Annotated in this window: 10 protein-coding genes; 3 read left to right on the top strand and 7 right to left on the bottom strand. The window is 73.5% G+C overall.

The window, feature by feature from the left end; translation table 11 throughout:
• The first annotated feature begins 1 nt into the window (after nt 1).
• Entirely contained in the window at nt 2-1,639 is a 1,638-nt protein-coding gene (locus HJG43_12655; GenBank protein ID UER55249.1) for a pentachlorophenol monooxygenase, read from the top strand.
• Nucleotides 1,640-1,683: 44 nt separating this feature from the next.
• Here HJG43_12655 and HJG43_12650 read toward each other — a convergent pair whose 3' ends face one another.
• Nucleotides 1,684-2,544, bottom strand: a complete 861-nt coding sequence (locus tag HJG43_12650) for an alpha/beta fold hydrolase (GenBank protein UER55248.1) — start codon at nt 2,542-2,544, stop codon at nt 1,684-1,686.
• Nucleotides 2,545-2,634: 90 nt separating this feature from the next.
• On the opposite strand from HJG43_12650, the gene HJG43_12645 reads away from it, so the two are divergent.
• On the top strand, nt 2,635-4,077 hold the full coding sequence (locus tag HJG43_12645) for a cysteine--tRNA ligase (protein ID UER55247.1): 1,443 nt from the start codon (nt 2,635-2,637) through the stop codon (nt 4,075-4,077).
• A 1-nt stretch (nt 4,078) separates the two neighbouring features.
• On the top strand, nt 4,079-5,047 hold the full coding sequence (gene rlmB, locus HJG43_12640; GenBank protein UER55246.1) for a 23S rRNA (guanosine(2251)-2'-O)-methyltransferase RlmB: 969 nt from the start codon (nt 4,079-4,081) through the stop codon (nt 5,045-5,047).
• 1 nt (nt 5,048) lies between these two features.
• On the opposite strand, the gene HJG43_12635 is transcribed toward rlmB, so the two are convergent.
• The 6 genes from HJG43_12635 to HJG43_12610 all read right to left on the bottom strand — a co-directional run bounded on the left by HJG43_12635 (nt 5,049) and on the right by HJG43_12610 (nt 13,327).
• Nucleotides 5,049-6,317 carry a DUF4032 domain-containing protein gene (locus tag HJG43_12635; protein ID UER55245.1) on the bottom strand — a complete coding sequence of 423 codons (1,269 nt, stop codon included), beginning with the start codon at nt 6,315-6,317 and terminating at the stop codon, nt 5,049-5,051.
• A 4-nt stretch (nt 6,318-6,321) separates the two neighbouring features.
• The gene (gene ugpC / locus HJG43_12630) at nt 6,322-7,398 is read right to left on the bottom strand and encodes a sn-glycerol-3-phosphate ABC transporter ATP-binding protein UgpC (protein ID UER55244.1); all 1,077 of its coding nucleotides are present in this window, start codon (nt 7,396-7,398) and stop codon (nt 6,322-6,324) included.
• 51 nt (nt 7,399-7,449) lie between these two features.
• Nucleotides 7,450-9,363, bottom strand: coding sequence for a glycoside hydrolase family 13 protein (locus tag HJG43_12625; protein UER55243.1), 1,914 nt, complete (start codon nt 9,361-9,363; stop codon nt 7,450-7,452).
• Between the two features lie 11 nt (nt 9,364-9,374).
• Nucleotides 9,375-10,340: a sugar ABC transporter permease gene (locus HJG43_12620; GenBank protein ID UER55242.1), complete on the bottom strand. Its 966-nt coding sequence runs from the start codon at nt 10,338-10,340 to the stop codon at nt 9,375-9,377.
• Between the two features lie 10 nt (nt 10,341-10,350).
• A complete protein-coding gene (locus HJG43_12615) occupies nt 10,351-11,940 on the bottom strand; it encodes an ABC transporter permease subunit (protein ID UER55241.1) in 1,590 nt (529 codons plus the stop codon).
• Between the two features lie 91 nt (nt 11,941-12,031).
• Nucleotides 12,032-13,327 carry a maltose ABC transporter substrate-binding protein gene (locus HJG43_12610; protein UER55240.1) on the bottom strand — a complete coding sequence of 432 codons (1,296 nt, stop codon included), beginning with the start codon at nt 13,325-13,327 and terminating at the stop codon, nt 12,032-12,034.
• Nucleotides 13,328-13,383: the final 56 nt, after the last annotated feature.

Genomic DNA, 13,383 nt, shown 5'->3' with positions numbered 1-13,383 from the left:
GATGACGACTGCCCCGGCCGCGGCCGACCCGCGGGGCACCCCTGCGCTGCCGCCGACCGAGCCCGTCGCCGTCGTCGGCAACGGCCCGGTCGGCCAGACCACCGCGCTGCTGCTCGCCCGCTGGGGTGTGCCCGTCGTCCTGCTGGACGCCCGCCGCGAACGTGACGTGGTCGGCAGCAAGGCCATCTGCCAGCAGCGCGACGTCCTCGACGTCTGGGCGTCCATCGGTGCCGGCCGGATCGCGCAGGAAGGCGTCACCTGGTCCGTCGCCCGCACGTTCTACCGCGACCGCGAGCTGTTCAGCATCGAGCTGGAGGACCCCGGCAGCTCGCCGCTGCCGGCGTTCGTCAACATCTCCCAGGCGCGCACCGAGGAGGTGCTTGACGAGCTCATCGCCGCCCAGCAGCTCATCGACGTCCGCTGGGGGCACGAGGTCGTGACGGTCGAGTCCTCGGACGCCGGGGTGCGCCTGGGCTGCCGGACCGACGACGGCGAGGTGACCGTCCGGGCCGCCTGGGCGGTGGCCTGCGCCGGAGCCAGGGGCGGCGCGCTGCGCGCTGCGCTCGGCGTCGACTTCGACGGCCGCTCGTTCGACGACGCCTTCCTCATCTGCGACATCCGCGCCGAGCTGCCGGGCTGGGAGAACGAGCGCCGGTTCTACTTCGACCCGCCGTGGAACCCCGGCCGCCAGGTCCTCATCCACCCGTGCCCGGACTCGGTGTACCGGATCGACTGGCAGGTCGAACCAGGCTTCGACCTCGACGCCGCCCGCGCGGACGGCTCCCTGGACCGCCGGATCCGCCAGGTCATCGGCGACCAGGACTACGAGGTCGTGTGGAGCTCGGTGTACCGGTTCCACGCCCGCCGGGCCGACCGGCTGCGCGTCGGGCGGGTGCTGCTCGCCGGGGACGTCGCCCACCTCGTCGCGCCGTTCGGCGCGCGCGGGCTGAACTCCGGAGTCGGGGACGCCGAGAACGCCGCGTGGAAGCTGGCGTTCGTGCTCCGCGGCTGGGCCGGCCAGGCGCTCCTCGACTCCTACGAGATCGAGCGGGGCGCGGCGGCGGACGAGAACCTCGAGGTCACCTCCCGGACCATGGACTTCCTCGTCCCGCAGAGCCCGCAGGCGTACCGGCGCCGGCTCGAGGTGCTCGAGGCCGCCGTGCACGACCCGGCCGCCGCCCGCGACGTCGACTCCGGCCGGCTCGCCGAGCCGTTCTGGTACGTGTCCTCGCCGCTCACCACCCCGTGCCCGCACCGCCCGTGGCCGGGCCGCCCGCAGCGGGGACGCGCCCCCGAACCGGTCCCGGGCGTCGTCCTGCCGGACGGGCCCGCGGTCGACCCCGAGGACCCCGGCGTCACCCGGGTACGGGAGCTCTGCCGGCGTGGTCTGCTCGTGCTCACCGGTCCGGCGGCCGACCGGACCGCGTGCGCCGACGCGGTGCGCGACGTGGCACCGCCTGGCCTGCCGGTGCGGGTGCTGGCGCTGACGGCGGTCGATCCCCGCGGCGTGCTGAGCCAGGCGCTGCGGGCAGCGGACGACGAGATCTGGCTGGTCCGCCCGGACGCGCACGTCGCCGCGTGCGTCCGGGCACCGGCCGAGCTGGCGGACGCCGTCCGCCGGGTGCTGGCGCTCGGCTGACCGGCGGGCGGGCGGACCCGTGGCCGGCGTCCGCGCGCACCCGGTCAGCCGGCCTCGATGAACTCCCGCAGCACCCGGGCGAAACGCTCCGGGTCGTCCAGGTGGGGGAAGTGCCCGGCGTTCTCGAAGACCTCCAGCCTGCTGCCGGGGATCCGCTGCGCGGCACGAGCCCCGTGCCACATCGGGATCAGCCGGTCGCGCCCGCCCCACACGACGAGCACCGGCACGGTGATGCGGGAGAGCCGGTCGTCCGCGGAGACCATCTGCCCACCAGGGTCGATGACCGAGCGGACGGTGGTGATGAACGCCTGGCGGCTCTCCGCGTCGCCGAGCTGCAGGAAGCCGCGCCACGCCTCGTTGACGTCGTGACCCGGGTCCCGCCCCAGCCGGACCAGACCGCGTCCGATCGACTGGCCGCCGCGACGCACCCACGTCGAGGCCACCAGTGGCATGACGAGCTCGGCGCCGGGCAGCGCAGGGGCCCGCAGCAGGAGACCGAGCTCGCGTCCCAGGCCACCGCTGGAGACCAGCACGAGCCGATCCACCCGCTCGGGGAACAGGTAGGCCAGCTGCAGGCTGATGCCGCCGCCGAGGGAGTGGCCGACGAGCGTCACCGATCCGATCCGCAGGTGGTCCAGCAGGTCCCGCAGCGCCGCGGCGTGCGCGCCGAGCGAGTAGTCCCCGCGCTGCTTGGAGGAGGCGCCGTGGCCGAACAGGTCCGGTGCGATGACCCTGCGGGTCGCGGCCAGGTCGTCGACGAGGTGCAGCCAGTTGCGGTGCGAGCCGAGCAGCCCGTGGACGAAGACGACGACCGGACCCTGCCCGACGTCCAGGTAGCTGATCTCCCGCCCGTGCAGGGACACTCGCACCGGCTCGTGCCCGGTGGCGGCCGGACCAGAAGGCATCGCCCACCTCCTGCGGACAGGTTACGACGCCCACCGGCGGCCCGTCCCAGGGCCGCAGGGCCCGTGCTCGCGGCCGGTAGCCTGTGGCCGGTGAGCCTGCGCCTGTTCGACACCGCCACCCGGGAGGTCCGCGAGCTGGTCCCGCTGACCGCGGGCGAGGTCGGTGTCTACCTGTGCGGGGCGACGGTGCAGGCGCCACCGCACATCGGCCACATCCGCTCCGGTGTCGCGTTCGACGTCCTGTGGCGCTGGCTGGAGGCCGGCCACGGGTACCGGGTGACGTTCATCCGCAACGTCACCGACATCGACGACAAGATCCTCGCCCGCTCCGCCGAGGCCGGCGTGCCGTGGTGGGCGTGGGCCTACCGGCACGAGGTGGCGTTCACCGAGGCGTACGACGCGCTCGGCGTCCGCCGGCCGACGTACGAGCCGCGCGCCACCGGGCACGTCACCGAGATGCTCGAGCTCGTCGAGCTGCTCCTCGAGCGCGGTCACGCCTACGTCGCCGAGGACGGCTCCGGTGACGTCTACTTCGACGTGGGTTCGTTCCCCGACTACGGGGCGCTCACCCACCAGCGGCCGCAGGACATGGCGCCGGCCGAGGACGCCGACCCGCGGGGAAAGCGAGACCCGCGGGACTTCGCGCTGTGGAAGGGCTGGAAGCCGAGCGAGCCGGTCACCGCGTCCTGGCCGACGCCGTACGGCCGGGGGCGGCCGGGATGGCACCTGGAGTGCTCGGCGATGGCCCGCCGGTACCTCGGCGACACCTTCGACATCCACGCCGGCGGGGTGGACCTGCGCTTCCCCCACCACGAGAACGAGCAGGCGCAGTCCCGTGCTGCCGGCTTCGGTTTCGCCCGGTACTGGCTGCACAACGCCTGGGTCACCATCGGCGGCGAGAAGATGAGCAAGTCGCTCGGCAACTCGCTGCTGGTGCCGGAGGTGCTGCGTCGCACCCGGCCGCTCGTGCTCCGGTACTACCTGGGCCAGGCGCACTACCGCTCGACGATCGAGTACACGTCCGACTCGCTGCGCGAGGCCGAGGCCGCCGTCGAGCGGATCGAGGGCTTCCTCGAGCGGGCGCGCCCGGCCGGGGCCGACGCCGCCGCCGGGCAGCCGGCCTCGTGGCCGGACGCCTTCCGCGCGGCGATGGACGACGACCTCAACGTGGCCGGGGCGCTCGCCGTCGTCCACGACACCGTGCGCCGGGGCAACAGCGCGCTGGACGCCGGGGACACCGCGGCCGCGCACCGGGCGTGGGCCGAGGTGACCGCGATGACCGGCGTGCTCGGCATCGACCCGCAGGACCCGCACTGGGCCGGCGCCGGCACCGCGGCCGGCCCGGCCCCCGCGCTGGCTGCCCTGGACGCCCTCGTCCGGGACCGGCTGGAGGCCCGCGCCGCGGCGCGGGCGGCCCGGGACTTCACCACCGCCGACGCCATCCGCGACCAGCTGGCCGCGGCCGGGATCGCAGTCGAGGACACCCCGGACGGGGCGCGCTGGTCGCTCGCCCGCCACCACGAGGAGAGCTGACATGGCCGGAAACTCGCGTCGACCGGGGGCCGTGCGCCGTCCGGGGTCCAAGAAGGGCGCCACGGTCGGCAGCGGCGGCCGCGGCCGCCGCGCCCTGGAGGGCAAGGGGCCCACCCCGAAGGCCGAGGACCGGGAGTACCACGTCGCGCACCAGCGGAAGAAGGCCGCCGAGCGGCGGGCGGCGACCCAGCGGTCGGGGTCGCCGCGGCGCGGCGGCGCACCCGGGGCACCGGAGACGATCGCGGGACGCAACTCCGTCGTCGAGGCGCTGCGGCACGAGGTGCCCACGGTCGCCCTCTACGTCGCCCACCGGGTGGACGCCGACGACCGGGTGCGCGAGGCGCTGCGGCTGGCCGCCGACCGGGGGCTGCCGGTGCTCGAGGCCTCCCGCGCCGAGCTGGACCGGCTCACCGACGGCGCGGTCCACCAGGGGCTCGCCCTGCAGGTGCCGCCGTACGAGTACGCCGACGCCGACGGGCTGCTCGAGGCCGCCCGGGCGGCCGGTGAGGTCCCGCTGCTGGTCGCCCTCGACGGGGTCACCGACCCCCGCAACCTCGGCGCCGTCGTCCGCTCCGCGGCCGCGTTCGGCGGGCACGGGGTCGTCGTCCCCGAGCGGCGGGCCGCCGGGATGACCGCGTCGGCGTGGAAGACGTCCGCCGGGGCGGCGGCACGCGTGCCGGTGGCCCGGGTGACGAACCTGACCCGGGCGCTGCAGGGCTACCAGCGGGCCGGCTGCTTCGTCGTCGGGCTGGACGCCGGGGGCGACACCCCGCTGCCGCAGGTGCCGGTCGCCGACGGCCCGGTCGTGCTCGTCGTCGGCGCCGAGGGGGCCGGCCTGTCCCGGCTGGTCCGCGAGACGTGCGACGTCGTGGCCCGCATCCCGATGTCCGGCGCGACCGAGTCGCTCAACGCCGGGGTCGCCGCCGGGATCGCGCTGTACGAGATCGCCCGGCACCGCGACCGCGGCTGACTCAGCCGTCCTCCCCGTCACCCGGCGGCGGACCACCGGCGACGACGGGCAGCGCCTGGGTGTCGACACCGAGCACCGCGGCCTCGTCCGGCTTGTGCCGCAGCACCTTCTCGACGTAGCTGCGCACCGCCTCGGCGAGGGGGATGTCGTGCCCGGCCCGCTCCGACTCGTACCAGCGGTGCTCGAGCACCTCGTGGAACACCTCGGCCGGCTCGAGCTTGCCGCGCAGCTCGCGCGGCACGGCCCGCACGACCGGTTCGAACACGGTGGTGAGCCACTCGTGGGCGACGATCTCCTCGTCGTCGCCCTGCCGGTCGGTGGCCGCGCGGAAGGCGTCGAGGTCGTTGAGCAGCCTGCGGGCCTGGTTCTCCTGGACGTCGAGCCCGGTGAGTCGCAGCAGCCGGCGCGAGTGGTGCCCGGCGTCGACGACCTTCGGCTCGATCCGGACCGTCGTCCCGGTGACGTCGGTGGAGATGGCGAGCTCGCCGACGTCGAAGCCGAGGTCGTTGAGCCGGGCGATCCGGGCAGCCACCCGCCAGCGCTCGCCGCGCTCGAAGGACTCGGGCTCGGTGAGCTCCGCCCACAGCTCGCGGTAGCGGTGGACGATGACCTCCGAGGTGTCCACCGGGTCGACGGCCGGGTCCAGCCGCTCCCCGGCGGCGAGGTCCAGCAGCTCCCCGGCGATGTTGACCCGCGCCACCTCGAGGTCGTGCTCACGCTGGCCGGTGGAGAGCGTGTCGTGCAGCTCCCCGGTCTCGGCGTCGACGAGGTAGGCGGCGAACGCGCCGGCGTCCCGGCGGAACAGGGTGTTCGACAGCGACACGTCGCCCCAGAAGAAGCCGCTGAGGTGCAGCCGGACGAGCAGCACCGCGAGCGCGTCCACGAGCCGCGTCGCCGTCTCCGGGCGCAGCGTCTGGCTGAACAGCGCCCGGTAGGGCAGGGAGAACTGCAGGTGCTGGGTGAGCAGCGCCGACTCCAGCGGCCGGCCGGCGGCGTCCTGCCGGCCGGCGATGACCCCGATCGGCTCGACCGTGGGCAGTCCCAGCCGGCGCAGGGTGCGCAGCAGGGCGTACTCCCGGCGGGCGTAGGCCTCGGTGATCTCCTTGACGGCGAGGACGTGGCCGCTCACCCGCACGAACCGGACGACGTGCCGGGAGATCCCGCGGGGGAGGGCCGCCAGTCGGTCCGACGGCCACTCCTCCAGCGGGAGCTCCCACGGCAGGTCGAGCAGCTCCGGGTCCGGGGCCGCGGCGGTGATGTCCAGAGGCACCGGGTCAGTCGCCGAGCCGGCGCCCGTCCACGGTGGAGAACAGGTGCACGTGCCCCTCCTTGGGCTGGAAGTGCACCGTCTCGCCCTTGGCCGGGGGCTGCCGGCCGTCGACCCGGGCGATGATCTCGTACTCGTCGCCGGCGATCGTCGTCCGGCCGTAGACGTAGGCGTCGGCGCCGAGCTCCTCGACGACGTCGACCTGGACGGCCAGGCCGCGGTCGGCCAGCTCGAGGTCCTCGGGGCGGACGCCGACGGTGACCTGGCCCGCCCCGGCCTGGCCGAGCACCTCGCGGGCGACCGGGAACGTGGTGTCGCCGAACTCCACGCCGCCGTCGACGGCCTTGAGCTCGAGCAGGTTCATCGCCGGTGAGCCGATGAAGCCGGCCACGAAGACGTTGTCCGGGTGGTCGTACAGGTGCCGGGGGGCACCGACCTGCTGCAGCACGCCGTCCTTGAGCACCGCGACCCGGTCGCCCATCGTCATCGCCTCGACCTGGTCGTGGGTGACGTAGACGGTGGTGACGCCGAGCCGGCGCTGCAGCTGCGCGATCTGGGTGCGGGTCTGCACCCGCAGCTTGGCGTCGAGGTTCGACAGCGGCTCGTCCATGAGGAACACCTGGGGCTGGCGGACGATGGCCCGGCCCATCGCGACGCGCTGCCGCTGCCCGCCGGAGAGCGCCTTGGGCTTGCGGTCGAGGTACGGCTCGAGGTCGAGGATCTTCGCGGCCTCCACGACCCGCCGGCGGATCTCGTCCTTCTTCACCCCGGCGATCTTCAGGGCGAAGCCCATGTTGTCGGCCACGGTCATGTGCGGGTACAGCGCGTAGTTCTGGAAGACCATGGCGATGTCCCGGTCCTTGGGCTGGACGTTGGTGACGTCCCGGTCGCCGATGAGGATGCGCCCCTCGTTCACCTCCTCCAGCCCGGCGAGCATCCGCAGCGAGGTGGACTTGCCGCACCCCGAGGGGCCGACGAGGACGAGGAACTCGCCGTCGGCGATCTGCAGGTCGAGCTGGTCGACCGCGGGCTCGTCGGCGCCAGGGTAGACCCGGGTCGCCTTGTCGAACGTGACTGTGGCCATCGTGTGTCCTCTCACCGGCAGGTACGTGCCGGACGATCCGTCGTGAGGGGTCTAGCCCCCGCCGGTCGGCGGGAGCAGGTACGCGTGCGCGGCCGGACCGTCGTCCGGCAGGGCCAGCGTGCTGGCATCCTCTCCGACGACGTCCGCTCCGGCAAGGGTCCGCACGTCCCCGATGTTCGTGACGCCGAGGGCGCGCAGCGGGACGCGGACCCGGTCGTGCCGGGCACGGGCGGCGTGGACCAGCACCGAGCCGTCGGCGTGCTCGCGCAGGAACGTCATCGAGTCGGCGCCCACGTGCACCCAGCGCAGCCCGCCGCGACGCAGGGCCACGTGGTCGCGGCGCAGCCCCAGCCACGTCCGGTAGGCCAGCAGGGTCGGTTCGTCCCACTCCGTCCGCCGGTGCCAGGGGAAGGGGGTGCGGGAGTGCTCGCCGTCCACGCCGGTCAACCCGATCTCGTCGCCGGCGAACACCATCGGGACCCCGGGCATCCCGACGAGCAGGGCGAGCGCGACGAGGTGCCGGTCGCGTCCTGCCCGGCCGGCGCCCAGGCCCCCCGCCGTCCCGCCACCGACCACCGTCCGGATCCGCGGCGTGTCGTGGGACCCCAGCGCGGTCGAGGACGCGGCCAGCGACCGCCAGGGGACCGAGGCGACGAAGTCCCGCACGGTCGCGGCCACCGCGGTGGCGGGCAGGCTGGGGACCTCGACCGGCAGCCCGAGGAAGGTGAGGCCGTGCCCGGGCTCGGTCAGCCACGCCCAGACCGGCCGGGTGAACGCGGAGTAGGCCATCGTGCCGTGCCAGCCGTCCCCGGCGAGGTCCGCGGAGGCGTCGTGGCCGTGCTCGGCGAGCAGCCAGGTGGGACGGCCGGTCTGCGCCTCGACGGCGGCCATCGTGGCCCGCACCGTGCGGGCCACCTCGTGAGCCAGGTCGACGTCGGCGTACCGGCCGGTCATGTTCGCGACGTCGATGCGCCAGCCGTCGAGGGCCACCGGGTCGCGCAGCCAGCGGGCCACCACCGAGTCGGGTCCGTCGGTGAGCCGGCGCCGCAGGGCGGCGCTGCGGTGGTCGAGCTTGGGCAGGCTGGGGACGTCCAGCCAGCTGACGTAGTCGTCCGGGTGGTGGCGGAAGAGGTAGTACCCGGCCTCCTCGCTGCCCGGGTCGGCGACCGCGCGGCGGAACCACTCGTGGCCCGCGCCGGTGTGGTTCGTCGTGAGGTCGCCGAGGACGCGCAGCCCGCGGGCGTGGGCCGCTCGCACCAGCGACACCAGCGCCTGCTGGCCGCCGAGCTCGGGGGCGACCCGGTCGAAGGTGACCGCGTCGTAGCGGTGGTTCGACCGGCCCTCGAAGAACGGCGTCAGGTACAGCACGGTGACGCCGAGGTCGACGAGGTGGTCGAGGTGGTGCTCGATACCGGCCAGGTCACCGCCGAACCACTGCCGCTGCACGTGCGGCCCCCGGTGGACGACGTCGTCGTCCCAGTCGGCGGGCTCCGCCCACGCCGGGGTGTCGTGGTGGACGCCGGAGCGGGCGAACCGGTCGGGAAACACCTGGTAGACGACGGCGTCCTGGACCCAGGACGGCGGGCCCGGGCGGGTCGCCACCCGAAAGGAGTGCGCGTCGGTGACGTCGCGCTCGTGCAGTCCGGCGGCGTCGAGCCACCGGTAGCCGCCGTCCTCGCCGTGCAGGAAGAACCGGTACGCCGTCAGCGGGTTGTGCGCGGTGAGGTCGGCCCGCCACCAGGTCTGGACGTCGTCCGCGCTCTCCACCTCGGCCGGCACGAGCAGCGGCTCGCCGTCGCGGAGCTGGCGGACGACGACGTGCCGGGCCCGGTGGGCGTGCGGCACCCGCAGCCGCACGGTGACGGTGGAGCCTGGCGCCGGGGCGTCGTCGGTGACGTACAGCGCAGAGCCGTCGTGGTGCGGCAGGTCGAGCAGGTGGGCGGAGCGGTCGCTGTGGCGGCCCATGGCGTTGGTCGTCAGCCCTTCACCGAGCCGGCCGTCAGCCCGCCGACGATGTACTTCTGCAGGTACTGGAACAGCAGCACGACCGGCAGCGCGGTGAGCACCGCGCCGGCGGCGAACACGCCGAGGTTGTTGCTCCGGTCGCCGTCGATGATGCCGTAGAGGCCGACGGCGAGGGTCTTCACGCTGTCGTCGGTGAGGAAGATGCTCGCGATGATGAACTCGTTGATCGCACCGACGAAGGCGAGCAGCCCGGTCACGGCGAGGATCGGGCGCACGAGCGGCAGGATGATCCGGAAGTAGACCTGGGTGTGCGTGGCGCCGTCGATGATGGCCGCCTCGTCGAGGTCCCGGGGGATGGAGTCGAAGAAGCCCTTGATGAGCCAGACCTGGCCCATCGCACCGCCCATGAGGATGAGCCCGTAGCCGGCGAGGGTGTTCAGCCCGATCTGCGGGATCGCCTCCCCGAGCCGGCTGAACAGGTTGAACAGTGCGACGATCGCGAGGAACTGCGGGAACATCTGGATGAGCAGGATGGTCAGCAGACCGCCGCGCCGGCCGCGGAAGCGGAACCGGGAGAACGCGTAGGCGGCCAGGGCGCTGGCGAGGACCTGGCCGACCGTCACCACGGCGCACAGCACGAGGGTGTTGACGTACCAGGTGAGGAAGGGGCCCCGGTCCCCGCTGAGCAGCTCGGCGTAGTTGTCCAGGCCGAAACGGGTGGGGACGAGGCCGGTGGTGCCGATGGTGCCGAGCGGGTTCACCGATGCCGAGACGACGTAGAGCACCGGGAACGCGGCGAAGGCGACGGCGGCCAGCCCGACGACGTGCCGCCAGCCGATCTCCCGCCACCAGCGCATCCCGCGCGGCCTGGGCTCCTCGTAGGTGCGGCGGGTCCGCTCGGTCGAGGCGAGCCCGGCGTCCTGGGGCTCGACGTTCTCCCCCGGTGCGGATCCGAGCGGCTGAGGGGTGTAGGTCATGACGGGCTCCTCAGCTCACCGACTCCAGCACCCGGGTGTACCGGAACTGGATGGTCGCGATGACGGCGGTCAGGACGAACAGGACGACGGACACCGCGGCGGCGAAGCCGAACTGGGCGCCCCCGGCGCCGAAGGCCAGCCGGTAGGTGTAGCTGATGAGGATGTCGGTGTGACCGGCCTGCGGGTTGTCCGCGGGGAACGGTCCACCCTCGGTGAGCAGCTGGATGAGGTTGAAGTTGTTGAAGTTGAAGGCGAAGGAGGCGACGAGCAGGGGGCCGACGGCGACCAGCAGCAGCGGGAAGGTGATCCGGCGGAAGGCGGTGAAGCCGCTCGCCCCGTCGATGGCGGCGGCCTCCTTGAGCTCGGCCGGGATGGCCTGCAGGGCGCCGGTGCTCACCACGAGCATGTACGGGAACCCCAGCCACAGGTTCGTCAGCAGGACGGCGACCTTCGCCAGCCAGGGGTCACCGAGCCAGTTCGGGTTGCCCGGGAGGATGTCGTTGATGAGGCCGAAGTCGCGGTTGTAGAAGCTCGCCCACACCAGCAGGGAGATGAACGCGGGGATCGCGTAGGGCAGCAGCAGGATCGACCGGTAGAGACGCCGGCCCCGCACGCGCGGGTCGTTGAGGACGACGGCGAGGAACAGCCCGAGCGCGAACGTCGTGGCGACGGACAGGACGGCCACCGCCAGGGTCCACAGGAAGATGCGGACGAAGTCGGCCCGGATGGTGGGGTTGGTCAGCACGCGTTCGTAGTTGGCCAGCCCGACGTTCTGCTGCCAGCTCTGGGAGAAGGCGGGCCGGCCGGTCTCCGGGTCGACGAAGTACTCCGAGTCGCCGACCATCGCCACCGGGTAGGTGCGCCCGGTGGACGTGTCGGTGATCGCGTCGGCGTCCTCGTCGTACTGCAGGATCGTCGTGCCCTCGAACGCCCGACCGATGCCGAGCGGGCGGATCGCCCCGTCCTCGGTCGGCACCGTGTAGTCCTGGATCAGCGGCCCGGCGTCGTTGACCTGCCGGGCGTCCAGCATCGTGAAGCCGGGGGCCTCGGTGATCCGGCCGTCGGTGACGGTCACCTCGTCCTCCTCGAGCGGCTCCAGGCCCTCCGCGGTGCCGCGGTACAGCGAGCCGTCGGCGTCGTCGACGAGGAAGAACGTGAACGGCCCCTCGGTCGGGGAGCCGGTGGCGCCGACGGTCAGCGTGTACGTCGGGGAGTCCGGCAGCTGCTGGACCGACCGGCCGATGATCTGGGTGATCGACTCCTCCTTCGACGTCCGCTTGCCGTCGCCGAAGTTCGTGAAGGAGATCGCGAACGTGCTGATGATCGGGTAGACGATGAACGCCAGGAGGAAGAGCGTTCCCGGCAGCAGGTACTTCAGCGGGATGAGCCTGGTGGTGCCGTAGACGGCGACGAGCGCCCCGGCCGTCACCCACATCGCGACGAGGATCGCGTAGTCCTCGGCGGCGAGCAGCGCCGGTGTCACGCTGAGGACGAGCGCGACGACGAGGCCGAGCCCGAGCAGCTTGACGAGGATTGCGGCGACCCCGACGGAGCGCTCCGGTCGACCGGGTCGTCTGGGGACGTCCTGGAGCGAGCTCACCGGGTCCTCCACGTCGTCGGCCTGCTGGCAGGGGTGAGGGTGGACCCGCCCCGCCCGCGGGCCGAGGCGCCGCGGGCGGGGCGGGGGTCGGTCACTGCAGCGCTGCGGCGATCGTCTCGCCGGCGGTCTGCATGGTGCTGGCCGGGTCGGCGCCGCCGACGATGGCGGCCTCCGCCTTGCCCAGCGGCTCCCAGATGGCGGCCATCTGCGGGATGGCCGGGAGGATCTGGCCGGCGTCGGCGGCCTCGGCGAACGCCGCGACGTCCGGGTTCTCGGGTGCGACGGCCTCGAGGACCTCGGTCATCGCCGGTGGGCGCGGCTCGGCGTCGAACAGTGCTCGCATGGTCTCCGGGGTGTTCGCGGCGTTGAGCACGAACTCCTGCGCGAAGGCCTTGTTGGCCCCCTTGCTCGCGACGTAGAACGCCTGGACGCCGGTGAAGGCCCGCGCCGGCTCCATGCCCTCGAAGCCCGGGATCGGGGTGATCTCGTAGGGGATCCCCGCGGTGTTGATGTCACCGAGCGCCCACGGCCCGGAGACGAGGAACGGGCAGGCGGCCTCGGTGAACAGCGCGATGGAGTTGTCCCCGGTGATGGAGGTCTTCAGCACGCCCTGGGCGCCGAGCTCGCCGATCTTCTCCGCGGCGACGATGGAGCCCTCCTTGCCGACGCCCACGTCGGTCGGGTCCGGGTCGCCCTCGGGGGTCTCGCCGAAGAGGTAGCCGCCGGCGGAGGTGTACAGCGGCTGCATGTGGTAGGCGTCGCCGTTCTCGCCGACCTGCAGGCACAGCGGGTTCTCGGCGCCGGACTCGTTGGCGAGCTGGACCAGCTCCTCGATCGTCTGCGGAGCCTCGGCGACGAGGTCGGTGTTGCGGTACAGCGCGATGGACTCCACCGCGTAGGGCAGCCCGTAGATCTGGCCGTCGAAGGTGACGCCCTTGATGGCGACCTCGGCGTACCGGGCCTGGTCGGCCTCGGACAGCGGCAGCGGGTCGATGGCGCCGTTCTGGACGAGGTTGCCGATCCAGTCGTGCGCGCCGATGACGACGTCGGGGCCGTTGCCGGCGGTGTTGGCGGTGACGAAGTTCGTCTGCAGGTCGGTGGCCACGGTCTGGACCGCGACGGTGATCCCGTTGTCGGCGCCGAACTGCTCGGCGGTGGCCTGCAGGGCGTTCGCCCGGTTCTCGTCGGCCCAGATGACGAGGTCGGCGTCCGCCCGGGTCGGGGCGCCCTCGGTCTCCGTGCTCTCCGGAGCGGCGGTCTCGGTTGCCGTCTCGGTGGCGGCCCCGGTGTCCGTGGCCTCCGGATCGGTCGTCTCGCCGCCGCCACAGGCGGAGACGAGCACGGCGAACCCGGCCGTCAGGGCCAGGGATCGTGCGGTCCTACGCATATCGGGATCTCCTCGCGAAGGGTGTGGATGGTGCCCGGACTGCAGCAAGGTCTTTC

This window comes from Kineosporiaceae bacterium SCSIO 59966 (genome assembly GCA_020881835.1).
GTDB lineage: Bacteria > Actinomycetota > Actinomycetes > Actinomycetales > SCSIO-59966 > SCSIO-59966.
Note: the sequence above shows the minus strand (reverse complement) of the source record. Positions and strands in the feature narration are given on the sequence as shown.